The 23,766-nt window shown below is 65.7% G+C and carries 22 protein-coding genes; 13 read left to right on the forward strand and 9 right to left on the reverse strand.

Annotated features, from left to right (window positions below):
- Nucleotides 1-65: 65 nt before the first annotated feature.
- On the forward strand, nt 66-515 hold the full coding sequence (locus FDT80_RS02675) for a type II toxin-antitoxin system RatA family toxin (RefSeq protein WP_138660689.1): 450 nt from the start codon (nt 66-68) through the stop codon (nt 513-515).
- A gap of 35 nt (nt 516-550) precedes the next feature.
- Here the strand turns inward: FDT80_RS02675 and FDT80_RS02680 are convergent, their stop codons facing one another.
- The 4 genes from FDT80_RS02680 to FDT80_RS02695 all read right to left on the reverse strand — a co-directional run bounded on the left by FDT80_RS02680 (nt 551) and on the right by FDT80_RS02695 (nt 4,002).
- The gene (locus FDT80_RS02680; RefSeq protein ID WP_138660690.1) at nt 551-1,732 is read right to left on the reverse strand and encodes an ammonium transporter; all 1,182 of its coding nucleotides are present in this window, start codon (nt 1,730-1,732) and stop codon (nt 551-553) included.
- Nucleotides 1,733-1,899: 167 nt separating this feature from the next.
- A complete protein-coding gene (locus FDT80_RS02685; protein WP_138660691.1) occupies nt 1,900-2,364 on the reverse strand; it encodes a CinA family protein in 465 nt (154 codons plus the stop codon).
- A 1-nt stretch (nt 2,365) separates the two neighbouring features.
- Entirely contained in the window at nt 2,366-2,857 is a 492-nt protein-coding gene (locus FDT80_RS02690) for a phosphatidylglycerophosphatase A family protein (RefSeq protein ID WP_138660692.1), read from the reverse strand.
- Nucleotides 2,854-4,002 (reverse strand): bifunctional 2-C-methyl-D-erythritol 4-phosphate cytidylyltransferase/2-C-methyl-D-erythritol 2,4-cyclodiphosphate synthase, encoded by a 1,149-nt coding sequence (locus FDT80_RS02695; RefSeq protein ID WP_138660693.1) that lies wholly within the window; start codon nt 4,000-4,002, stop codon nt 2,854-2,856. Before FDT80_RS02695 ends, FDT80_RS02690 begins: the two co-directional genes overlap by 4 nt.
- Before the next feature lie 206 nt (nt 4,003-4,208).
- Here FDT80_RS02695 and dusB point away from each other — a divergent pair, with 206 nt between their 5' ends.
- From dusB to ntrX, 5 genes are all read left to right on the forward strand, one after another.
- A complete protein-coding gene (gene dusB / locus FDT80_RS02700; RefSeq protein ID WP_138661755.1) occupies nt 4,209-5,171 on the forward strand; it encodes a tRNA dihydrouridine synthase DusB in 963 nt (320 codons plus the stop codon).
- Nucleotides 5,168-6,247 (forward strand): two-component system sensor histidine kinase NtrB, encoded by a 1,080-nt coding sequence (locus FDT80_RS02705; RefSeq protein WP_138660694.1) that lies wholly within the window; start codon nt 5,168-5,170, stop codon nt 6,245-6,247. Before dusB ends, FDT80_RS02705 begins: the two co-directional genes overlap by 4 nt.
- 11 nt (nt 6,248-6,258) lie before the next feature.
- Complete coding sequence (locus FDT80_RS02710; RefSeq protein WP_138660695.1) at nt 6,259-7,623, forward strand: response regulator; 1,365 nt, start codon at nt 6,259-6,261, stop codon at nt 7,621-7,623.
- Nucleotides 7,624-7,723: 100 nt separating this feature from the next.
- Complete coding sequence (locus FDT80_RS02715; RefSeq protein WP_138660696.1) at nt 7,724-9,982, forward strand: sensor histidine kinase NtrY-like; 2,259 nt, start codon at nt 7,724-7,726, stop codon at nt 9,980-9,982.
- A complete protein-coding gene (gene ntrX, locus FDT80_RS02720) occupies nt 9,975-11,387 on the forward strand; it encodes a nitrogen assimilation response regulator NtrX (protein ID WP_138660697.1) in 1,413 nt (470 codons plus the stop codon). Before FDT80_RS02715 ends, ntrX begins: the two co-directional genes overlap by 8 nt.
- 76 nt (nt 11,388-11,463) lie before the next feature.
- Here the strand turns inward: ntrX and FDT80_RS02725 are convergent, their stop codons facing one another.
- Nucleotides 11,464-11,934, reverse strand: coding sequence for a hypothetical protein (locus tag FDT80_RS02725; RefSeq protein WP_138660698.1), 471 nt, complete (start codon nt 11,932-11,934; stop codon nt 11,464-11,466).
- A gap of 131 nt (nt 11,935-12,065) precedes the next feature.
- On the opposite strand from FDT80_RS02725, the gene trkA reads away from it, so the two are divergent.
- The 5 genes from trkA to FDT80_RS02750 all read left to right on the forward strand — a co-directional run bounded on the left by trkA (nt 12,066) and on the right by FDT80_RS02750 (nt 17,242).
- A complete protein-coding gene (gene trkA / locus FDT80_RS02730; protein WP_138660699.1) occupies nt 12,066-13,442 on the forward strand; it encodes a Trk system potassium transporter TrkA in 1,377 nt (458 codons plus the stop codon).
- A gap of 3 nt (nt 13,443-13,445) precedes the next feature.
- Nucleotides 13,446-14,999 carry a TrkH family potassium uptake protein gene (locus FDT80_RS02735; protein ID WP_138660700.1) on the forward strand — a complete coding sequence of 518 codons (1,554 nt, stop codon included), beginning with the start codon at nt 13,446-13,448 and terminating at the stop codon, nt 14,997-14,999.
- A 245-nt stretch (nt 15,000-15,244) separates the two neighbouring features.
- Entirely contained in the window at nt 15,245-15,484 is a 240-nt protein-coding gene (gene hfq, locus FDT80_RS02740) for an RNA chaperone Hfq (protein ID WP_138660701.1), read from the forward strand.
- A complete protein-coding gene (hflX, locus tag FDT80_RS02745; protein ID WP_138660702.1) occupies nt 15,481-16,779 on the forward strand; it encodes a GTPase HflX in 1,299 nt (432 codons plus the stop codon). The genes hfq and hflX overlap by 4 nt, the downstream gene beginning before the upstream one ends.
- Before the next feature lie 61 nt (nt 16,780-16,840).
- Entirely contained in the window at nt 16,841-17,242 is a 402-nt protein-coding gene (locus FDT80_RS02750) for a DUF2177 family protein (RefSeq protein ID WP_138660703.1), read from the forward strand.
- On the opposite strand, the gene FDT80_RS02755 is transcribed toward FDT80_RS02750, so the two are convergent.
- Both FDT80_RS02755 and FDT80_RS02760 read right to left on the reverse strand, forming a co-directional pair.
- On the reverse strand, nt 17,243-17,806 hold the full coding sequence (locus tag FDT80_RS02755; protein WP_138660704.1) for a pseudouridine synthase: 564 nt from the start codon (nt 17,804-17,806) through the stop codon (nt 17,243-17,245).
- Nucleotides 17,807-17,814: 8 nt separating this feature from the next.
- Entirely contained in the window at nt 17,815-20,280 is a 2,466-nt protein-coding gene (locus FDT80_RS02760) for a penicillin acylase family protein (RefSeq protein ID WP_138660705.1), read from the reverse strand.
- Nucleotides 20,281-20,379: 99 nt separating this feature from the next.
- Here FDT80_RS02760 and FDT80_RS02765 point away from each other — a divergent pair, with 99 nt between their 5' ends.
- Nucleotides 20,380-21,252, forward strand: a complete 873-nt coding sequence (locus FDT80_RS02765; RefSeq protein WP_138660706.1) for an NAD(P)-dependent oxidoreductase — start codon at nt 20,380-20,382, stop codon at nt 21,250-21,252.
- A 139-nt stretch (nt 21,253-21,391) separates the two neighbouring features.
- Here FDT80_RS02765 and FDT80_RS02770 read toward each other — a convergent pair whose 3' ends face one another.
- A complete protein-coding gene (locus FDT80_RS02770) occupies nt 21,392-21,958 on the reverse strand; it encodes a lipid-binding SYLF domain-containing protein (protein WP_138660707.1) in 567 nt (188 codons plus the stop codon).
- Between the two features lie 128 nt (nt 21,959-22,086).
- Nucleotides 22,087-23,091 carry a porphobilinogen synthase gene (gene hemB, locus FDT80_RS02775; protein ID WP_138660708.1) on the reverse strand — a complete coding sequence of 335 codons (1,005 nt, stop codon included), beginning with the start codon at nt 23,089-23,091 and terminating at the stop codon, nt 22,087-22,089.
- A 122-nt stretch (nt 23,092-23,213) separates the two neighbouring features.
- Here hemB and FDT80_RS02780 point away from each other — a divergent pair, with 122 nt between their 5' ends.
- On the forward strand, nt 23,214-23,741 hold the full coding sequence (locus tag FDT80_RS02780) for a component of SufBCD complex (RefSeq protein ID WP_138660709.1): 528 nt from the start codon (nt 23,214-23,216) through the stop codon (nt 23,739-23,741).
- The last annotated feature ends 25 nt before the right edge of the window (nt 23,742-23,766 follow it).

Below are 23,766 nucleotides of genomic sequence, written 5' to 3' on the forward strand. Positions count from 1 at the left end.
TTGCCCTTGAATTTCGGGAGGTTCGCGTAGAGTTACGGTGCTATCGTGGACCATATGAGAAATCAATGCCGACACATTCCGAGACCCGCAAGCTGCCTTATACGGCGCAACAGATGTATGACCTTGTCGCCGACGTGGGATCCTATCCCGAGTTTCTGCCGTGGTGCGCCGCCGCGCGGGTGAAATCGGAGACACCCAAGACCGACCACACGATCATGGAGGCCGATCTGGTGATCAGCTTCAAGGTCTTTCGCGAACGGTTCACCAGCCGCGTCGTGCTGTGGCCCGAGACGAAAAAGATCGATACCGAATATCTTGACGGGCCGTTCAAATACATGAAATCGAACTGGGCGTTCAAGGATGTTCAGGGCGGCTGCGAGGTGTCGTTCTTCGTCGATTTCGCGTTCAAGAACATGATCCTGCAAAAGCTGATCGGCGTCGTTTTCAACGAGGCGATGCAGCGGATCGTGCGCGCCTTCGAGACGCGCGCCGAAAAGCTTTACGCCAAGGTGTAAGCCCTCCGGCCGCATGGGCCGGAGGGGCAGGCACCCTAGCTGGTGATGTCGTAGGCACGCTCTCCGTGGACCGCCAGATCGAGGCCGTTGGTTTCGGTCTCCGCATCCACGCGCAGGGGTGTGACCAGCCGCACCACAAGCACCAGACCCACCGTCACCGCGACCGTGTAAACGCCCACGATGGCCAGCGACCCAAGTTGCGCGGCCCAGGCGCCCGCGCCGAAGACCGCGATCATCACAGTTCCGAAAATGCCGCCCACGCCGTGCACGGCAAAGACATCGAGCGTATCGTCGATCTTGAGACGATTGCGAATGAGCACCACCGCTTCCTGGCACAGCACACCGGCGACCGCACCGATCAAAAGCGCTTCGAGCGGGCCGACGAAACCGGAGGCGGGCGTGATCGACGCCAGCCCCGCGATCGTGCCCGTGACAAGCCCCACCAGCGACGCCTTGCCGAACTTCACCATTTCCCATCCGGCCCAGGTCAGCGATGCCGTCGCGGCCGAGATATGCGTGACCGTCAGCGCCATCGCGGCCCCGCCATCGGCGGCAAGCTGACTGCCGCCGTTGAAACCGAACCATCCGACCCAGAGCATCGCGGCGCCGATCATCACGAGGCCGGGATTATGCGGCGGCGTCGTCTGGTTGCGGCGCGGCCCAAGAAAGATCGCCAGCACCAGCGCAGCCAGACCGGCGGTTTCATGCACCACGATGCCGCCCGCGAAATCGCGCACCCCGGTATCGCCGAAAATGCCGCCATCGGCCAGCATCCCGCCGCCCCAGACCCAATGCACCACCGGCGCATAGCACAAGAGCATCCACAGGCCCGAGAACAGCAGGACAAAGCCAAAGCCGACCCGCTCGACATAGGCGCCGACGATCAGCGCGGGCGTGATCACCGCGAATGTCATCTGGAACGCAAAGAACAGCACCTCGGGCAGGGTGCCCGCGAGGCTGTCGGCGGTCACGCCGCGCAGCGCCAGTTTGTCCAGTCCGCCCCAGACCCCGCTGTCGCCCGATCCGAACGCGATGGAATAGCCAAAGATGAACCACAGGATGCTCATCAGGCAGGCGACCGCGTAGCAATGCATGAAGACGCTCAGCACGTTGCGGCTGCGGACGAGCCCGCCGTAAAACAATGCCAGCCCCGGCAGCGTCATGAATAGGACCAATGCGGTGGCGACCATGATCCAGGCTGTATCAGCTCCGTTCATCTTTGATTTCCCCTTGAGTTGCGGTGGCCGCGACAATGCGCAGAGACCGCCCAATAAAAAGGGGAGAGCGACGTTTCACCGCCGGAATTTCAGGCAATCCGCGAACTGCATATATTTTGTGCGCCAATTTGCAGGTATCGCCCAAATATCATGCGATCCGCAAAACGTCAGAGCGCATCCAGCAGCAGGCGCAGCGCATGGTCTCGGGCGGCTGCACGCACCTTGTCGCGGCCCAGGGCGCCGAATTCCACCGTGTCGGTGCGAATGTCGCCCCGTGTCGCGATGCCAAAGCAGACCCGGCCCTCGGGCTTGAACTCTGACCCGCCTGGTCCGGCGATTCCGGTGATCGCCACGGCCAGGTGCGCATGCGACCGCGCCAACGCGCCCTGCGCCATTTCGCGCGCCACCTCGGGCGACACCGCGCCATGCGCCGCCAGCGTGTCGGGCGATACGCCCAGCATCTCGACCTTGGCGGCGTTGGTGTAGGTGATGAACCCGCGGTCAACCACCGCCGAGGATCCCGGAATATCGGTCAGCGCCGCCGCGACCATCCCGCCCGTGCAGCTTTCGGCGGTGGCAATCATCTTGCCATCTTTCTTCGCATTATCAAGCACCTGCGACGCAAGGCTCATGTCAAAATACCCCGTGATAGAGGCCAGCCATCGCCACGACACCAAGCGCCGCGAACAGGCCCGCGATCACATCGTCCAGCATCACGCCCAGGGCATCGCCGCGCCGGTCGGCCCAGCCGACGGGACCGGGCTTCCAGATGTCGAATAGCCGAAACAACGCGAATGCGGCGATCCAGCCGGGCCACATCACGAGGATATCCAGCCCCATCGACCAACTGGCATAGCTGAGCGGCCCGAGCGCCAGCCACTGGCCCGCCACCTCGTCGATGACGATCTCGGAGGGGTCGTGGTCGTCCTGGCCCGCCGTGAGGCGCGCGGTGGCCCACCATCCTGCCGCAAAGGCCACGACGATCCCCACGCAAAACAACGAAAACCCCCCGAGGGCATGGACCAGCCACCCCAGCGGAAGCGCCGCCAGCGACCCCCATGTGCCGGGCGCCGGACGGATATGGCCGACCCCGAACACCGTGCCGATCACGCCCGCCGCGGTCATGGCTTCACCAGCGTCGCGGTCGCGATGCAGGCAATGCCTTCGCCGCGCCCGGTGAACCCCAGCTTTTCCGACGTGGTCGCCTTGACCGACACGCGCGCCGCGTCGATCCCCATGATGTCGGCCATACGCGCCCGCATGTCCTGGCTGTGCGGCCCGACCTTGGGGTATTCGCAGATCAGCGTGCAATCGACATTGCCGATGGCAAAGCCCATCTGCGCCGCCAGATCGACCGCGTGGCGCAGGAAAATCCGGCTTTCGGCGCCTTTCCACTGCGGATCGGAGGGCGGGAAATGCTGCCCGATATCGCCCATCGCCAGCGCGCCATAGATCGCATCCGTCACCGTATGCATCCCCACATCCGCATCCGAATGGCCAACCAACCCGTGGGTATGGGGCACATTCACACCGCACAGCGTCACGTGATCGCCCGGCCCAAAGGCATGCACGTCGAAGCCGTTGCCCAATCTGATATCCACATCGTCCCCTTGTCTGTCTTTCAATATCCGCGCCGCGCGGGCGAAATCCTGCGGCGTCGTGATCTTCAGGTTGTCGGCGTCGCCCAGCACGATCGCCACGTCAAGACCGGCTGCGCGCGCCACCTCCACATCGTCGGCGGCGGGGCCGTGATGGGTGCGGTGTGCGGCCATGATGGCGGCAAAGTCAAACCCCTGCGGCGTCTGCGCCCGGAACAGCCCTGCGCGATCCCGCGTCCCGCTGACCCGTCCCGCCGCGCCGGTCCAGAGCGCGTCAGTCACCGCCAGCGCCGGGGCGGCGCCGCGGTTGTGATCGAGCGCCGCGATGACGTCGTCGATCACCCGCGCGGCGACACAGGGGCGCGCCACGTCATGGATCAGAACGCGCGTCGTGCCGGTGCCGTCCAGCGCCTCGAGCCCGGCACGCACCGAGTACGCCCGTTCGGCCCCGCCCGCGACCACGGTATGACCGGCGGCGCGAAAGACGGCGGCCTCTGTCATGTCGTCGGGGTGCAGCACGATCACAAGCCGCGCGATCGCGGGATGCGCCGCCAGGGCCCGCACCGTGTGGTCGATGACCCGGCGCGCGCCGATCACCTGCCACTGTTTGGGGCGCGGCCCACCGGCGCGCTGTCCGCGCCCGGCGGCGACAAGAACCGCCGCGACGGTCATATCGATGTCATCCTGATCATGCGCCCTGTTTATGGCTTTGCCGGGCCGCAGGCAATTGCCCCGATGCACCGCCTAAAATTTAGGCAACAGCGCCGCTCAGGCTGTTGCGCGACGCCACTTTCATTGAGTAAGACAGCCGCCAAGGGTACACCAATACCATCTGCACAAGGATTAAGCATTTGAGCCGCCCCGCGCCACCCTTCGAAATGACCCCGCCGGTGCTGCTGGCACCGATGGCCGGGATCACCGATTTGCCGTATCGCACGCTGGTCGCGTCCTTCGGGGCGGGGCTGGTGGTGTCCGAGATGGTGGCCAGCCACGACATGCTGAATGCCCGCCCCGGCAGCCGCGAAAAGGCGGAACTGGGCATCGGCATCGAAGGGACGGCGGTGCAACTGGCCGGGCGCGAGGCCGGGCCGATGGCCGAAGCCGCGCGCATGGTCGAAGGGCAGGGCGCGCGGATCATCGACATCAACATGGGCTGCCCCGCCAAGAAGGTGACGCAGGGCTATTCGGGATCCGCGCTGATGAAGACGCCCGATCACGCGCTGACCCTGATCGAGGCGGTGGTGCGCGCGGTCAAGGTGCCTGTGACGCTCAAGACCCGGCTGGGATGGGACGATGCGATGCTGAACGCGCCGCAGATCGCGGCCCGCGCCGAGGCGGCGGGCATCGCGATGATCACGATCCACGGGCGCACCCGCTGCCAGTTCTACAAGGGACGCGCCGATTGGGCCGCGATCCGGCGGGTCAAGGACGCGGTCGGCATTCCGGTCATCGCCAACGGCGACATCACCTGCGGCGGCACCGCGGATCAGGCACTGGCGCAATCGGGTGCCGATGGCGTCATGGTCGGGCGCGGCGCGCAGGGGCGGCCCTGGCTGCTGGCGCAGATCGCGCACGCGCTTTACGGCACACCGGCCCCGCATATCCCGACGGGCGCCGCACTGGGCGACATGGTGCAACAGCATTACGACGCGATGCTGTCATTCTACGGCGAGGACCTGGCCCTGCGCGTCGCGCGCAAGCACCTGGGCTGGTACATGGATCACGCGGGCACACCCGCCCCCCTGCGCCGTGCGGTCCTGACGGCGGCCGATACCGCCACCGCCCGCCGCCTCGTGGCACACGCGATGCAGTCCGCCCCGGCGCGGCAGGTCGCGGCATGACCTCTGATCGCGCCATCTGGTCCTCGCTGCCGGTGCCGGCGCTGATCATCGGCGCGGACGATACGATTCTCGACGTGAACTCCGCCGCCGAAGGGTTCCTCAATGCCTCTGCCAAGTCCGTTCATGGCACGCCCATCTGGGATCAGATAGCGATCGACGACCCGCTGGAGGAAGCCTTTGCGCGCGCACGCAGCGCCGGCACGCCGCTGTTCGTGAACGACGTCGATGTCGGCAGCGGCAATCGCGCGCCGCTGCAATGCGCATTGCAGATCGCGCCACTGGCCGAAAACCCCGGCTGCATGATCCTGATGATCTCGCCGCGCGAACTGGCCGGGCGGATGACCCAGAGCCATAGCGTGAAATCCGCCGCCAAATCCGCCATCGGCATGGCCGAGATGCTGGCGCATGAAATCAAGAACCCGCTGGCGGGCATCACCGGCGCGGCCCAGCTTTTGTCGATGAACCTCCAGCCCGAAGACCTTGAGCTGACCGATCTCATCGTCGAGGAAAGCCGCCGCATCGTGAAGCTGCTCGAGCAGGTGGAGCAGTTCGGCAATCTGTCGCCGCCCGACATCAAGCCCGTCAATGTCCATGACGTTCTGGACCGGGCGCGGCGGTCGGCGCTGCTGGGCTTTGGCGCGCACATGAAGATCATCGAGGATTACGACCCGTCGCTTCCCCTGGCCCACGGCGATCCGGACCAGCTTTTGCAGGTGGTGTTGAACCTGGTGAAGAACGCCGCGCAAGCCTCTGATCCCAAAGGCGGAACCATTCGCCTGCACAGCTATTTCGAACACAGTTTCCGGCTGCGCCGATCCGATGGCACCGGCCAATCGCTGCCCTTGCAGATCGAGATCATCGACGATGGTCCGGGCCTGCCCGAGAACATCAAGGGCGATATTTTCGACCCCTTCGTGTCGGGCCGCGAAAACGGCACCGGCCTGGGTCTTGCGCTGGTCAGCAAGATCGTATCGGACCACGGCGGCTGGATCTCGGTCACATCGGTGCCGGGCAAGACCATCTTTCGACTGTCACTGCCACGCGCGCCCCGCAGCGACGCGCCCGCTCACGCTTAGGAGAACGCACTATGGACGGCACGGTACTGGTAGCAGACGACGACCGCACGATCCGGACGGTTCTGACACAGGCGCTGACGCGCGCGGGATGCCGCGTGCACGCGACCTCGAGCCTCACGACGCTGATGCGTTGGGTGGCCGAGGGCAAGGGCGACGTGGTGATCTCGGACGTGGTCATGCCCGACGGCAACGGCCTTGAAATGCTGCCCAAGATCGCCCAGGATCGGCCCGGCCTTCCGGTGATCGTGATCTCGGCGCAAAACACCATCATGACCGCCATCCAGGCCGCCGAGGCCGAAGCCTATGATTACCTGCCCAAACCCTTCGACCTGCCGGATCTGATGAAGCGCACGGCGCGCGCGCTGGAATTGCGCCAGACCGCGCGCAAGGCGCCGCCGCCGTCGGACGACCGGCCAGACGACCTGCCGCTGGTGGGGCGCACGCCGGTGATGCAGGCGCTCTACCGCGTGGTGGCGCGGGTGATGAACACCGACCTTCCGGTGCTGATCTGGGGCGAAAGCGGAACGGGCAAATCGCTGATCGCGCGCGCGATCCACGACTTTTCCGATCGCCGCAGCCTGCCGTTCATCACCGCCACGGCGGGCGATCTGCAAGACCTCGAAGGGCCCGCGCGCTTGCTGGCGCGGGTCAAGGGCGGCACCCTGCTGATCGACGAGATCGCGGATATTCCCGAGGAATTGCAGGCCCGGATCGTGCGCATGATGGACACGCCCGGCGATTACAGCCCGCGGTTCCTGGCGACAAGCCAGTCCGACCTGACGGCGGCGATGGAAAAGGGTCTGATGCGCAAGGATCTCTACTACCGCCTGAGCGGCGCGACGTTGACCGTGCCGGCGCTGCGCGAGCGTGTCGATGACATCCCGCTGCTGGCCGATTACTTCCTCGCGCGGGCCGAAACCGCAGGGGCCGCGCCGCGCCGTCTTTCCAAGGACGCGGCCGAAATCTTTCGCACCTATAGCTGGCCCGGCAACGCGCGCCAGCTCGAGAATGCGATTCGCCGCCTCGGGCTGACCAGCCGTGCCGCCGAAATCACCGGCGCGGAAGTCGAACAGGTGTTGGGCAGCCAGCCCGACCTGGAGCCGATGCGCGCCGCCGGAGATACCGAGAAACTTGGCGCTTCGGTCGAGCGTCACCTGCGCCGCTATTTCGACCTGCACGGAAATATGCTGCCCCCCACGGGGCTTTACGCGCGGATCCTGCGCGAGATCGAAGCCCCGCTGATCGAAATCGCGCTGGAGGCGACGGCGGGAAACCAGGCGAAATGCGCCGACCTTCTCGGGATCAATCGCAATACTCTGCGCAAGAAGATCACCGATCTGGATATCCAGGTGACACGCCGCCGCAAATTGATGTAAAACCGCAACATAAACGTGGCCATTGGGTTTCACTGCCCCTTAGGATCACAAAATACAGCGGTCGGCGCACAAAGCGCCACATCATGAGCGAGGGCAGCGGGTGGCAACCCGGTCACGCAGTCTACACTGGAACAAGCTGTGGCGTCTGCGCCGGGTGCGGCGCGTTCGCAATTCCGCGACGCTGGGCCTTGTGGTTCTGGGCCCGCTTCTGGCGCTTGCGACCTACCTGGTGCTGGGGCCGTTGGGGCAGGGGTCCAACACGCCCAGCCTGCGGCTGATCCTGCTGGCCGATCTGGTCTATATCCTCGTGGTCGCGGCGCTTGTGCTGGCGCAGGTGGGTCGGCTGGTGGCCGCGCGGCGCGCCAAATCCGCAGGCTCGCGGCTGCATCTGCGGCTGACGGGCGTGTTCGCGTTGATGGCGCTGATCCCGACGGTGACGGTGGCGGTGTTCGCCGGGCTCACCGTGAACGTCGGCCTCGAAGGGTGGTTTTCCGATCGCGTCCGCGAGGTGGTCGGCAGTTCGCTGGCGGCGGCCGAAGCCTACGAGGCCGAGCAACGCCGCGACCTGGCCGAGGACGCGCTGGCGCTGGCGCGCAGCATCGACAACGCGCGGCGCGCCGGCATCAACCTGAGCGACAGCGAACTGGTGGGCGAAGGCCAGCGCCAGATCCAGCGCGGCCTGCGCGAAGCCTACCTGATCGACGGCACCGCAGAGATCCGGGCGCGCGGCGACCGGTCCTACCTGTTCGACTTCGAGCCCCCGACCCGCGAACAGATCGCCGAGGCCGACACCCGCGATGTGCTGGTGATCGAGGACTGGCCCAACAACGAATTTCGCGCGCTCGTGCGGCTGGCCGCCTTCGTGGACCGGTTCTTGTACGTCAGCCGCGATGTTGACGGCGAAATCCTCAGCCTGCTGGACGAAACCCAGGAAACCGTGCGCCTCTACCAGCAGCTTGAAAGCGATCGTGGGCGATTGTTGTTTGAATTCGGGCTCTTGTACCTGGCCTTCGCGGTGATCCTGATCCTGGCGGCGATCTGGCTCGGCCTGTGGTTCGCCGAACGTCTGTCCGGTCCGGTGGGGCGTCTGACCGGGGCGGCGCAGCAGGTCGGCGCCGGCGACCTCGAAGTGCGCGTCCGCGAGGAGGAGGGCGACGACGAGATCGCGATGCTGGGCCGCTACTTCAACCAGATGACCCGGCAGCTCAAGGGCCAGCGCGACACGTTGCTGGACAATACCCGCCAGATCGAACGCCGTCGCCGGCTGTTCGATTCGGTGCTGAGTTCGGTGACGTCGGGGGTTGTCGGGCTCGACCCCGAGGGCCGTGTGGCCTTTGTCAATCGCTCGGCCGAGCGGTTGCTGGACTGGCAGGACGATCAGCAAGCCACGGCCATTACCGTCGCCGTGCCCGAATTCGGCCCCCTGTTCGAGACCCTGGTCACCGGACCGGCCGAAGTGGCGCAGGGCGAGGTCAAGGTGGTCCGCCAGGGGCGACTGGAAAACCTGCTGGTGCGCATGGCCACCCGGCGCGCCGAGGAAGGCCATCTTGAAGGCTACGTCGTGGCCTTTGACGACGTCACCGATCTGGTCAGTGCACAGCGGCTGGCCGCCTGGGGCGACGTGGCGCGGCGGATCGCGCATGAGATCAAGAACCCGCTCACCCCGATCCAGCTGTCGGCGGAGCGGATCAAGCGCAAGTTCGGCCCCAAGCTGGGCGAAGATCAGGCCGCGCTGGACCAGATGACCGGCGTTATCGTGCGCCAAACCGGCGACCTGCGCCGCATCGTCGACGAGTTCTCGAAGTTCGCGCGCATGCCCGAGCCGCAGCGCACGCCGCAAGACCTGTCGGTGCTGGTGCGCGATGCGGTGGTTCTGCAACGTGCCGGGCAGCCGGATATCGTCATCACGTTCAAGCAGCCCGACGGTGAAACGCCGTCCGACGTCGATGCGACCATGATCAGCCAGGCCTTGACGAACTTGATCAAGAACGCCGGTGAAGCCATTGAAATATATAAATCAAGTGGCGCGCATGATGGGTATGAACCGGAAATTCGGGTCACCCTGACGCGCGAAGGGACGACCGCGCGGATCACCATCGCCGACAATGGCGTCGGCCTGCCCGAAGACCGCGCGCGGCTGTTCGAGCCTTACGTGACGACCCGCAGCGAAGGCACGGGCCTGGGTCTTCCCATCGTCAAGAAAATCATCGAAGAGCACGGCGGAACCCTTACGCTCGAAGACGCCCAATGCTTTGACCAGACCGCCCATTCGGGCGCGATGGCGGTCATTACGCTGCCGCTGCGCGCCGCCGATCCCTCCCTCTCCGCCCCGCAAGAAGGACACGCACACCATGAGTGACATTCTTATCGTCGATGACGAACGCGATATCCGAGAACTGATTTCCGACATCCTCGAAGACGAGGGGTTCGCCACCCGGCTTGCCGGCAATTCCGACGATGCGATGGCCGCGATCAACGCCGAACCGCCCGCGCTGATGATCCTCGACATCTGGCTGAAGGACAGCCGGATGGACGGGATCGACATCCTCAAGACAGTCAAGCGCGACAACCCCGACGTGCCGGTGGTGATCATCTCGGGCCACGGCAATATCGAAATCGCGGTGGCGGCGATCAAGCAGGGGGCTTACGATTTCATCGAAAAGCCGTTTAACATAGATCAGTTGATGGTGGTGATCCGGCGCGCGATGGAAACCAGCCGCCTGCGCCGCGAAAACCAGTCGCTGCGCCGCCGCGACGTGACCCGCGCCGACATGATCGGGTCGTCGGCGGCGTTCCGCGCGCTGGTGGGGCAGCTTGACAAGGTCACCAAATCCAATGGCCGCGTGATGCTGACCGGCCCCGCCGGATCGGGCAAGGAAGTCGCGGCGCGCTACATCCATGCCAATTCCGCCCGCGCGGATGCGCCCTTTGTCACCGTCAACTGCGCCGGGGTCGCGCCCGACCGGATGGAAGAGGTGCTGTTTGGCCGCGAGACCGCCGACCGGGGGGTCGAACCCGGCCTGTTGGAGGAAGCGCATGGCGGCGTCGTCTATTTCGACGAGGTGGCCGACATGCCCATCGTCACCCAATCCAAGATCCTGCGGGTGCTTGTCGATCAGCAGTTCCAGCGCGTCGGCGGCAACGACAAGGTGCGCGTCGACCTGCGGGTCATCTCCTCGACCAACCGCGACCTGGAACAGGCCATTGCCGCCGAGACCTTCCGTCAGGAGTTGTATCACCGGCTGAACGTGGTGCCGATCGCGGTGCCGTCTCTGGCCGACCGGCGCGAGGATATTCCGCTGCTGGCGCATCACTTCATCGCCGAGATGAACAGCTCCCAGGGTTTGCCCCTGCGCGACCTGACCGAAGATGCAGTGGCCCTGCTTCAGACAATGATCTGGCCCGGCAACGTGCGGCAACTCAAGAACCTGGTGGAACGCGTGCTGATCCTTGGCGACAGCAACGGCCCGATCGAGGCGCGCGAACTGCCCGGTGATGACGACGGTGACGCGGGCGAAGGCCGCGTCGTGCTGTCGGGCGCGCTGGCGACCTTGCCGCTGCGCGAGGCGCGCGAGGCCTTCGAGCGCGAATACCTGCTGACACAGATCAACCGCTTCGGCGGAAACATCAGCCGCACCGCCAATTTCGTCGGAATGGAACGCTCGGCCCTGCACCGCAAGCTCAAGTCGCTGGGCGTCGTGACCTCGGCCAAATCCGGGGCGCGCGTGGCCCGTGTCGACGAGGATGCCGACGCGGCCGAATAGCGGCGCGATGCCGCCCGGCCTCTGCGGGCGCGGCCTCCACACCGTGGGGCGCGCCCGGCATCGACGGCCTGTCGCCTTACTGCGCCCGCGTCACGATCCGCCAGCCGCCGCCTTGCTGGCGGACCACGCAGGACCTTGGCGTCAGGGCCGGAAGCACCTCGGTCTGGCCGGGCGGCACGCGGCGCGACACGCCGCCGGGGCAGGGTGGCACCGTCACCGGGGCATAGCCCCTGGCGGCCATGCATTGCGCCTCCACCCGGCGCCGCAGCGGCAGGTTCACGTCGACGGTGTAGATCTCTCCCGGAAGGTAGAACCCGCCCCTGGAATAGCAGGTGCCGTCGGATCTGCAGACCCGTCCCCCCGGCACGTAGCGCGGCGGCCCGCGGCGCAGGGAATTGGCCACCGGCACGTCGCGCAGGGCCTGCACCTGACAGGTGGTCGTGTCGGCCTGCATCTGCGCCACGCGGACGCCTTCGCGGTGATAGATCGACAGCGGTGCGCAGCCGCCGGCCACGAGGACGAGCGCCAGAAATAACATCTGTTTCATATCGCCGAAGTATGCGCCCAAATCGCCATCGGGACAATTGAATTGACCCCTAAACGGCCATCTGCCATTCAGAAGGTCCGGTATCGGCGCCCGCCACGCAAGGGCCCGGATGGACAAAGGATCGCAGCCCCATGAAGGTCATCATTTGCGGCGCAGGCCAGGTTGGCTGGCAGATCGCGCGGCACCTGTCGGGCGAACGCAACGACGTCACGGTCGTGGACAACAACCCCGACCTGGTGCGCCGCGCCACCGATACGCTCGATGTGCAGGGGGTCGCGGGCTTTGCCAGCTATCCCGACGTGCTGGACCGTGCGGGCGCCCGCGACGCCGAGATGATCATCGCGGCCACCCACTCCGACGAGGTCAACATGGTCACCTGCCAGGTGGCGCATTCGGTCTTTGGCATCAACCGCAAGATCGCGCGCCTGCGCTCGCAGTCCTATCTCGATGCGATCTATTCCGATCTCTACCGGCGCGATCACATGCCTATCGACGTGGTGATCAGCCCCGAACGCGAAGTCGCGGCCGCCGCCCTGCAACGGCTGTCGGCGCCCGCCGCCTTCGACACCGAAGTGTTCATGGACGGCAAGGCGCAGCTGCTGGGCATCACCATCGACGACGACTGCCCGGTCGTGAACACGCCGCTGCGGCAATTGACCGATCTGTTCTCGACGCTGCGCACGGTGGTCGTGGGGGTGCGCCGCGAAGGATCGCTTTTCGCGCCCGAAGCCAAGGACCAGCTTTTCGTCGGTGACGACTGCTATGTCTTTTGCCATGTCGACGACATCACCCGCACGCTGGAGATTTTCGGCAAGAAAGTCACCAAGCAGGAGCGGATCGTGCTGGTCGGGGGCGGCAACGTCGGCCTGGCGGTCGCGCAGGCGCTGGAGCAGCGCACCAACCGGATCCGGGCCAAGGTGATCGAAAAGAACCGTCACAACGCCGAACGGGCCGCCGAGGCGCTGGAGCGGACGATCGTGCTGAACGGCGACGGGCTCGATTCGGGGATGCTGGCCGAGGCGGGGATCAGCCGCGCCGACGCGATGATGGCCGTGACCGACGACGACAAGACCAACCTGCTCTCGGCCGTCCGCGCCAAGGCCGAAGGCTGCCCCTATGCCATCGCGCTGATCAACGACCCCACGCTGATCCCCCTGATGGTGCCGCTGGGGATCGACGCCTATATCAATCCGCGCGCCACCACGGTAAGTTCGATCCTGCGCCATATCCGGCATGGCCGGGTGCGCGCGGTCTATTCCATCGGCGACGCCGAGGCCGAGGTGATCGAGGCCGAGGTGCTCTCGACTTCGCCGATGGCCGGCAAGCGCATATCGGAAATCGATTTTCCCGAAGGTGTGCTGGTCGGGGCGGTGCGCAAGGGGCGCGAGGTCTTGCGCCCGGTGGGCAACACCCGCATCGACGACGGCGACGTGATCGCACTCTTTGCGCTGGCAAAGGACGTGCCCGAAGTCGAGCGCCTGATGCAGGTCTCGATCGATTTCTTCTGAGCGATGAGCCGCGGAACCCGCCATACCAAGCCGGAAAGCCTTTGGGCGCAGGCCCTGCGGCTGCCGCTGTTCCTGCTGATGTTCGGGGTGGTGTCGCTGGCGATGATGGTGCCCGCGATCTATGGCGGCATCGCGCGCGACCTCATGGCGGCGCGGGCGTTCTTCTACTCCGGGCTGCTGGGGCTTATCCTGTTCACGCTGATCGCCATCGCCCATGCCGGCCGACAGCCCCGGCACGGTGCGTTGGGGCCGTTGTTGTCGCTGTTCTCGGCCTTCGTGTTCCTGCCCGTGATCCTTGCCATTCCCTTCTACGAGGCGCTCAAGACCACCACCTTTCTCAATGCCTACCTCGAGATGGTCAGCGCGGTAACCACCACGGGGGCCACCGTTTTCGACCGCCCCGAACGGCTGGTGGGCGTGTTGCACCTGTGGCGTGCGCTGGTGGGGTGGCTGGGCGGGCTGCTGATGTGGATCGCGGCCTCGGCCATTCTGGCCCCTCTCAACCTTGGCGGCTTCGAGGTGACGGCGCAGGCCGAACCCGGTCGCCGCGAAGCCGAAGGCAGCGCGTCGGGGCGGGCCGATCCGCGCGACCGGCTGATGCGCGTCATCGGAGCGCTGCTGCCGATCTACCTCGGGCTGACGCTGCTGTTGTGGACGCTGCTGATGGTCAGCGGCGATCAGTCGCTGGTCGCGCTGACCCACGCCATGTCCATCATGGCGACATCCGGCATATCGGCTGTGGGTGGCGTGGAACACGGCTTTTCCGGCATTCCGGGCGAGGCGGTGATGATGCTTTTCATGCTGTTCGCGCTGTCGCGGCTGACCTTTTCCAGCGATACGATCACCGCCACGCAGGCCGGGTTGCGCACCGATCCGGAATTCCGCATCGGTCTGGCCCTTGTGGTGGGTGTGCCGCTGGTGCTCTTCGCGCGCCACTGGATCGGCGCCTTCGAAGTCTCTGCCGAAGAGGACATCGCCCGCGCCGGACGGGCGTTCTGGGGCTCGCTGTTCACGGTTATGTCCTTCCTGACGACCACCGGTTTCACCAGCGCCGACTGGGCCGAGGCCCAAAGCTGGTCCGGCCTGCGCACTCCGGGTCTGATTCTGCTGGGCCTGTCGCTGATCGGCGGCGGCGTGGCGACCACGGCGGGCGGGGTCAAGCTGCTGCGGGTCTTTGCGCTCTACCAGAACGGCATTCGCGAGATGCAGCGGCTGGTGCATCCCAATTCCGTCAGCGGCGCGGGCAGCGTCGGGCGCCGCCTGCAACGCAACGGGGCGTTCATCGCGTGGGTTTTCTTCATGCTATTCGCGCTGTCGCTGACCGGTGTCACCCTGCTGCTGAGCATGCTCGGCGTCAGCTTCGAGGACGCGCTGGTGCTGAGCATTGCAAGCCTGTCCACCACCGGGCCGCTGATCGAAGTCGCCAGCGACGCGCCCATCCGGCTGGCCGAGCTTGGCCCCTGGGCCAAGGCGGTATTTTGCGGCGCGATGGTGCTGGGGCGGCTTGAAACGCTGGCCATCGTGGCGCTTTTGACACCCGATTTGTGGCGCGCCTGACGCTAAATTATCCGCCGCGCGACAACGCGCTGTTTTTTGGGGTGGAATCTCCGCCTGACCCGCTTCATACTCTGGTCTTGGGGCTGTGTTCCCTTGCGGAACCCGACCTGTTATGCGCGCCATGCGGGCAAAGATATTGATGCTGCCCTGTTGGCGGGCGACACATTGGACACCTGCACGATCCGCGGGCTTTTATGAACGCGCTCGATCCGCGAGCGACTGCAAGAACAAAGGCGAGATGACAAATGGCATCTGACAGACAGAACCTTCAGGACGCGTTCCTGAACCACGTGCGCAAGACCAAGGTCCCGGTCACGATTTTCCTGATCAACGGCGTCAAGCTGCAGGGTGTCATCACCTGGTTTGACAACTTCTGCGTTTTGCTGCGCCGCGACGGGCAAAGCCAGCTGGTCTACAAGCATGCGATTTCGACCATCATGCCATCGCAGCCGATCAGCCTTTACGAGGGCGAAGACGCTACTTGAGCCGTCCACCGTTCCAGATCGACGAGACAACGACACCCAAGCACACCAATGCCTGGGTGATCCATCCCGATATCAAATCCGATCCCAACCGCCGTCTGCCCGATCACGCGCTGGCCGAAGCGGTTTCACTGGCCCATGCCTTGCCCGAACTCAAGGTCGCGGGCTCCGAGATCGTGCCGCTGAAAACGGTGCGCGCGGGGATGCTGTTCGGCTCCGGCAAGATCAAGGAGATCAAGGAGCGGCTGGAGCAGCACGAGGTCGAACTGGTGCTGATCGACGGCCCCGTAAGCCCGGTGCAGCAGCGCAACCTCGAAAAGGAATGGGGCGTCAAGCTTCTGGACGGCACCGGACTGATCCTCGAGATATTCAGCGACCGCGCGGCGACCCGCGAAGGCGTGTTGCAGGTCGAGATGGCCGCGCTGACATATCAGCGCACGCGGCTGGTGCGCGCCTGGACCCACCTTGAGCGGCAGCGCGGCGGGCTTGGCTTTGTCGGCGGTCCCGGCGAGACCCAGATCGAGGCGGACCGCCGCGCGATCGACGAACAGCTTGTGCGGTTGCGCCGGCAACTTGACAAGGTGGTCAAGACCCGTGCCCTGCACCGCGCCGCGCGGGCCAAGGTGCCCTATCCGATCGTGGCGCTGGTGGGTTACACCAATGCGGGCAAATCGACGCTCTTCAACCGCCTGACCGGCGCGGAGGTGATGGCCAAGGACATGCTCTTTGCCACGCTCGACCCCACCATGCGGCGCCTGCAACTGCCCGACGGGCCGGAGGTGATCCTGTCGGACACGGTCGGCTTCATCAGCGATCTGCCCACCGAACTGGTCGCCGCCTTTCGTGCCACGCTCGAAGAGGTGCTGGCCGCCGACATCGTGGTGCATGTGCGCGACATCAGCCACCCCGAGACCGAGGAGCAGGCACAGGACGTGCGCGAGATTCTCGCCTCTCTGGGGGTGGACGCCGCGCGCGAGTCCTTTGAGGTCTGGAACAAGATCGACCTGCTGCCCGACGACCGCCGGGACGCCGTCCGCGCCCGCGCCGAACGCGATGAAAAGGTCTTTGCCATTTCGGCCATCACCGGCGAAGGGATCGACGGCTTTCTGTCCACCGTCGCGACGGCCCTGCAGGGCGCGCTGCGCGAGGCCGACCTGCACCTTGGCTTTGACGAAGGCAAGAAGCGCGCCTGGCTGTTTTCGCAGGACATCGTGGAGCACGAGACCCAGACCGACGACGGGTTCGACATCACGGTGCGCTGGTCGCCCGCCCAAGAAGCGCAGTTCCTGCGGCTGTGACCCGTTGCCCCGGCTCGCGCGTGCCGCGCGCATGCCCACACCCCAACGCAGGAGCCTACGCATGCGTCTTGCCATCCTTTATGCCCTGACCTTCGCGCTGTTTCTCGGGTTCGACTATCTCGGGCTCAGCTACATCGTTCGCCCGGCGTTCGAGCAGGCCATCGCGCCCTTGCTGCTGGAGGAGTTGCGCATCGGCCCGGCGCTGGTGTTCTATGCGTTCTACATCGCCGGGTTGCTGTGGTTCGTCTCGGTCCCCGGCCTGCGCGATGATCGCGGCATCGGCTGGGTCGCGGGAAATGCCGCCCTGCTGGGCGCGATGGCCTATGGCACCTATGAATTCACCAACCTTGCAACGCTCAAGGACTGGACGTGGGTCCTGGTCCTGACCGACCTCACCTGGGGAACGGCGCTGACCGCGACATCGGCCAGCCTGGGCGTCTGGATCACCCGGCGGCTGGCCTAGTTAGGGTCCGGTGGCGCTTGCGAACCGCCACGCGCCGGGCGCCAGCCGGTTCAGTTGCCAATCGCCCACCTGCACGCGAATGAGCCGCAGACATGGCAGGCCGACATGCGCCGTCATGCGCCGCACCTGGCGATTGCGCCCCTCGCGGATGGTGATGCGCAGCCACGCGTCCGGCACACTCTTGCGAAACCGCACCGGCGGATCGCGCGGCCACAGCGGGTCCGGCGGGGCGATCAGGTCGGCCTTGGCGGGTTTTGTCGGGCCATCCTTCAGCGTCACGCCCCGGCGCAGCGCCTCCAGCGCGGCCTCGTTGGGAGTGCCTTCGACCTGCACAAGATAGGTCTTGGCCATCTTGTGCCTGGGGTCGGCGATGCGCGCCTGCAGCTTGCCATCGTCCGTCAGCACCATCAGCCCTTCGCTGTCGCGATCCAGCCGCCCGGCGGGATAGACGCCCGGCTGGTCGATGAACTGCGACAGGGTTGGGCGTGGCGATCCTTCGGTGCCCTTGTCGGTGAATTGCGACAGCACGCCAAACGGCTTGTGAAAGAGGATGACCCGCGACATCGCCGCCGTCACTTCGCGGGGTTGAGCACGGTCACGCCCACCGCCGCCGCCCGCGCCAGATCCGCGTCCAGCGACATCGGGATATATTCGCCCCGCCGCCAAAGCTGCGCCATGTCGTCGTAATGCCGCGACAGGAAATGCCCCGATTGCCCGGTCGAGGTGATGAAGACCGAACTGTCGGGATCGGCGAAATCATAGACCCCCCGATAACCCGCGCCATGCACGTTGAAGAACGGGTCCGGGCCTGTGCCCCTGGTCCGGCCGCGCTGCAGGGTGAAATCGCCGCCGCTGGTCGATTGCCGGATGTTCACGAAATACCGCAGCAGCGGCACGTCGCCCAGCACCTGGTGATCATGCGTCGCCTGATGCGCGTCGCCCCAGCGCAGGCTTTCCAGCGCGGGGCCCCATGTCTCGTTGATCCAGATCAGCGCGTCGTCCAGCGCCAACCGGGCCATGTCCGCGCAACTTTCCACCGGGGCCGATTGCAGCACGTCGCACCACACGCCCGCACCATCGACATCGCGGAATGCCCGTTCGATGAACAGCGGTTCGACATGCGTGATCTCCTGCGCCAGCGGGCCCAGTTCATCCTGTATCAGCCGCGCCTGGAGGCTGCGCAGCCAGGCGGTATAGATCAGTGGTTCGGGCAGGTGTTCGTTCATCTCGCCCGACCAGCCCGCCAGCAAGGCAAGCGCGCGCTGGCGCTGGCGCTCGGGCGTGCCTTCGGGGGCGGTCTCTCCGGTGAACCACAGCTCGGCGCCGATCAGCGGCAACAACGACCGCGCGGCAAAGCTCACCGTGTCGAGCTGCGCTTCGATGAAGCTGTCGCGGGTATGGACCTGCCGGTTCTGCATCAGGCGCTGCCAGCGCTGCACGCGCTGCGTGTCCCCCCACAGGTACGAGACATGGTTGGGAAAGGGCCGCTCGACCGTCTTGTTGTTGGTATTGCCTAGGATCCCGCCCGCCGGGGCCACGAATTCGGGATTGGCCGCATAGGGCATCCGCCCCTGCCAGCGGTTCTCGCTCCGCCAGCCCTGGCTGGGCATCCGCCCCTTGGACTGATGCGCGGCATCGCGGCGCGGCATCACGCCGATCGTCTTCATCGCGATGTCGCGGCTGTCCACCAGCGTCAGGTTCTGGCTGGGCGCGATATAGCCTTCGCTGACCGCAATGCCCTCGCGCACGGATTTCGCCGCCATCAGCCTGAGCGCCGCCGACACCGAGGTGTCGCGCCGGCTGAGCGCGGTCCAGGCCAGCGACGCGACATGCCCCGGCGGCGTGATCGCGCCGAGATTGTAGTGCGAGCCCGGAAGCACCGGGCCATTGTCGGTCCAGCGCAGGGTGATCGTGACCGGATCGGCATCCTTGACATTGATGATCGAGCGGCGCGTCTCGAACGATTTGAAGCCGTCGGGCGTGCGGTATTCCTGGGGGTTGTCGGGGTTCAGCGCCTCGACATAGACATCCTGGTCATCGACGTAGGACGAGGTCAGCCCCCAGCCCAGATCGGCGCTGCGCCCGGTCAGGACCACGGGCATGCCGGGAATCGTGCCGCCGATCACGCCGCCCGACTGCAGTTCGAGCCGTGCGAGATACCAGATCGCCGGCGCGCTGAAGCCCAGATGCGGATCGTTCGCCAAAAGCGTGCCCCCCGAGGCGGAGCGGTCGGGCGCCGCCGCCCAGGCGTTCGACGCGCCGGCAAAGGCGAGGTGCTTGAAAGGCGACAGCGGATGCGGATCCAGCGGCAGGCCGGCGAAATGCCGCGGGGCCCCCGGCACGAGCGCCGCATATTCGGGCAGGGCCGCGACCCCGGTGCCCGGCGCATCGGGCAGGATATCGCCGATCTTCCGGTCGTCAGGCAGTTCCAGCGACACCCGCGCGCGGATCACCTCCGCCTCCAGGTGGCCCGACAGTTGCAGCGCCATCAGCTTGACCACTGCCAGCGAATCCGCCGGCCGCCACGGCGCCATCGGGGCCCCGAAGAGGAACATCTCGGGCGCGCCGCGTCCAAGCGCCTCCGAATTGATCTGGTCCAGGCGCGCATTGACGCCCATCGCATAGGCCTCCAGAGCCCGAAGGGTCCGGGCGTCCTGCACCTCCAGCGAGGCCACCGCCCGCGGATAGAGGTCGAGCCGCCGCAAGAGCTTGTCGATCTCCAGCGTGCGCGCGCCGAACACTTCCGACAATCGGCCCTGCGCGGTGCGCCGCAGCATGGTCATCTGCCACAGGCGGTCCTGCGCATGGGCAAAGCCGAGGCCATAGAACACGTCCGCGTCCGCCGCGCCGAAGATATGCGGCACGTTGGCGTTGTCGCGCAGAATCTCCACCGGGGCGGTCAGACCGGGCAAATCCAGCGTCGCGTCGTAGTCGGGCAGGGACCGCGCCGCGAGGTAATAGACCAGCCCCACGGCGCCCACGGTCAGCACCAGCAGCGCCGCGGTCAGGCGCAGCAGCCATTTGAACAGATATGCCATGCGAACGCCCCCTTGGTTGATGCGTGGCGATTGACCCTTGGTCTGCGACTGTTAGGTAGGGTGTCAGGGTAACGCAACAGCGAATGAGAGGGCAATAACATGGCCAAGTTGGCATTTCTGGGACTGGGCGTCATGGGCGCACCGATGGCGGGGCATTTGCAGAAGGCGGGCCATGATGTGACGGTGTACAACCGCACGCATTCAAAGGCCGAGGGTTGGGTGGCCGAATACGGCGGGCAGGCGGCCAAGACCCCGCGCGAGGCGGCGATGGGAGCAGATTTCGTGATGGCCTGCGTCGGCAACGACGACGACCTGCGCTCGATCTGCCTTGGCGACGACGGTGCCTTTGCCGGCATGTCCAAGGGGGCGGTGTTCGTCGATCACACGACCGTCTCCGCGGCGGTCACGCGCGAGCTTTATGCCGCGGCCAATGACCGGCAGGTCAGCTTTGTCGACGCGCCTATTTCGGGCGGTCAGGCGGGCGCGGAAAACGGCGTGCTGTCGATCATGTGCGGCGGCGATCAGGGCGCCTTTGACCGCGCGCTGCCGGTGATGGAGGTCTATTCCAAGATCTGCCGCCGGATCGGAGAGAGCGGCGCGGGCCAGATGACCAAGATGTGCAACCAGATCGCCATCGCCGGGCTGGTGCAGGGCCTGTCCGAGGCGCTGCATTTCGCCGAGAAGGCCGGGCTTGACGGCCGCGCGGTGGTCGAGGTCATCAGTCAGGGCGCGGCAGGCAGCTGGCAGATGGCCAACCGCTTCGAGACGATGCTCGACGACAGGTTCGACCACGGGTTTGCCGTGGACTGGATGCGCAAGGATCTGGGCATCTGCCTCGATACCGCGGACGAGACGGGCGCCTCGCTGCCGGTGACGGCGTTGGTCGATCAGTTCTACAAGGATGTGCAGAGGATGGGTGGCCAGCGTTGGGATACCTCCAGCCTGATCAAGCGCCTGCGCCACTACGGATAGACCACGCCCGACGCGGCGCGGGCGGAAAATTCGAATTTTCCAAACCGGATTTTTTCAAACATCCGCATCGCCATGAAAAAACGACCGCATCGGGGCCACCCGGTGCGGTCGTTTTCCAAACGGCCAGACGGCATCGCGATCAGGGGATGATGCGGGTGTATTTCGTGCCCTGCAACGTGGCCCCGATGCGCAGGCCCGCGCGCCCGAACACCGCCGCCAGAACCGGCGCCAGCGCGGTCGTCGTCTCTGCGCTGACGCTGTCGCCCCGGTCCGAGATCACGTATTCGATATCCGCGCCCGCGGCCCAGCCGGGCGAGCGGCGGAAATCGGTCAGCGCCTGCTCGGTCATGAAAAACAGGACATGCGCATATTGCTGCGCCCCGATCTGCAGGCCCGCGCTGGCCTTGGTGGTCGAATAGTAATCCACCGTCACACCGCCCACCCGCAGCGCGCCGCGCCCGTAGGCGCCGCCGATGCCAAGGCCCGCCTCGGTCACGAGCGGCATCACCAGCATGCCGTTGGCCTTGGCCGCCAGCGATTCCGTGTTGGGATAGTTGCGGTACATTTCGGCCAGGGTGGCGTCGACGCGCGCATCGATCATGGCCGGGCCCCGACCGCCGACACCGTTGCCGCAGGCCGCCAGGGCGCCGACGCCGGCCAGCGCGGCCAAGGTAAAGCCGCGACGCGTAAAATTATGAGTGTTCATGTGATGTGCCTGTATTTGTTGCTCGAATACCGGTTGATCCGGTTTATGCGCAAACATACGCCGATTGGCGTGGTCTGTCACCCCAAACGCCGCATTTTGCGCGACTTACCGCCCGTGACCGGTCGCCGTCATCCGCCGTCGCGCAAGCGCCGCGCCACCGCGGGGGCGAAATAGGTCAGCACACCGTCGCAGCCCGCGCGCTTGAAGGCCATCAGGCTCTCCATCATCACCCGGTCGCCGTCGATCCAGCCGTGCTGCGCCGCCGCCTGGATCATCGCGTATTCGCCCGACACCTGATATGCAAAGGTCGGCGCGCCAAAGGCGTCCTTCACCCGGCGGCAGATATCGAGATACGGCATCCCCGGCTTGACCATGACCATATCGGCGCCTTCGCTCAGGTCCCGCTCGACCAGGCGCAGTGCCTCGTCGGAATTGGCCGGGTCCATCTGGTAGGTCTTCTTGTCGCCCGTCAGCGCCGCCGAGGCACCCACCGCATCGCGGAAAGGGCCATAGAAGGCGGACGCATATTTCGCGGCATAGCTCAGGATCATGACGTTTGAGTGGCCCGCCTGTTCAAGCGCCCCGCGCATCGCGCCGATGCGCCCGTCCATCATGTCAGAGGGGCCGATGATATCGGCACCCGCTTCGGCCTGCGCCAGGGTCATCCTGACCAGCGCCTCGATCGTGCGGTCGTTGACGATCTCGCCATTCTCGACGAAACCGTCGTGCCCGTTGATATTGTAGGTATCGAGCGCCACGTCGGTCATCACGGCAATCTGCGGCACGGCGGCCTTGATCGCGCGGATGGCGCGGTTGGCGTGATTGTCGGGATCCCAGGCGCCGGCGCAATCCTCCGTCCGCTCTTCGATGCCGGTGTAGGGAAACAGGCAGATCGCCGGAATTCCCAGATCGGCGGCCTCGATCGCCGCCTCGACCACCTTGTCCACCGACCGGCGCATGACCCCCGGCATCGACGGCACGGGCTCTTCGATCGCATCCCCGGACCGGACGAAAAGAGGCCAGATCAGGTCTTCGACGCCAAAGCTGTTTTCGCGCACCAGCCCACGGATCGCGGGCGATTGGCGGGCGCGGCGAAAGCGGGCGGCGGGGTAGGCGGCTTGGGTCGGTCGCATCGGCTGTGTCACCTTTTGTGGGCAGTGCAACGAGTGCCACGATTTTTTGCGCAAGCCAAGGGTAGGAATTGCCGCCAAGCAAGGATAAGAGAAGGACAAAGGCCAACAATAAAGCAGCCCCCTTGAACTGGTATCAGAACCTTTTTGAACTGATCGACATGCGCTCCTTCTCGAACCTGTGGTTCTGGATCGCGCTTGCCGTCGTTTGGTCCACCGCCAGCCATTGGGTGCTCGGCGTGCCCTTTGACATGGTCATCCGCGCGCGCAAACAGGGCGGTCAGGCCGAAACCGACCTCGAAGACATGGTCCGCATCAACGTCAACCGACTGCTTTATATCGCACGGGTGTCGGGGCTGTGGCTGTTGGGCTTTGGCTGCTTTTTCCTGACCATGCTGGCGCTGCTGGCATTTTACTATGACATGGAATTCGCGCAGGCGCTGTTGCTGCTGGGCTTTCCCATGTCGATCGTCGGCCTGTTGAGCCTGTCGACCGCGCGCCTGATCCAGGACGAGGGCTCCACCGGCGAGGTGTTGCGCCGCCGCATGACGCGCCACCGCTTTTTCGTGCAGGTCATCGGCATGATCTCGATCTTCGTCACGGCGATGTGGGGGATGTATCAAAACATGTCGCTTGGCCCCCTTGGCGGTTGACACCCCGCCCGCAAGCCCCAATTGA

Origin of the sequence: Sulfitobacter sabulilitoris, assembly GCF_005887615.1 — a bacterium.
Taxonomy (GTDB): Bacteria; Pseudomonadota; Alphaproteobacteria; order Rhodobacterales; family Rhodobacteraceae; genus Sulfitobacter_E; species Sulfitobacter_E sabulilitoris.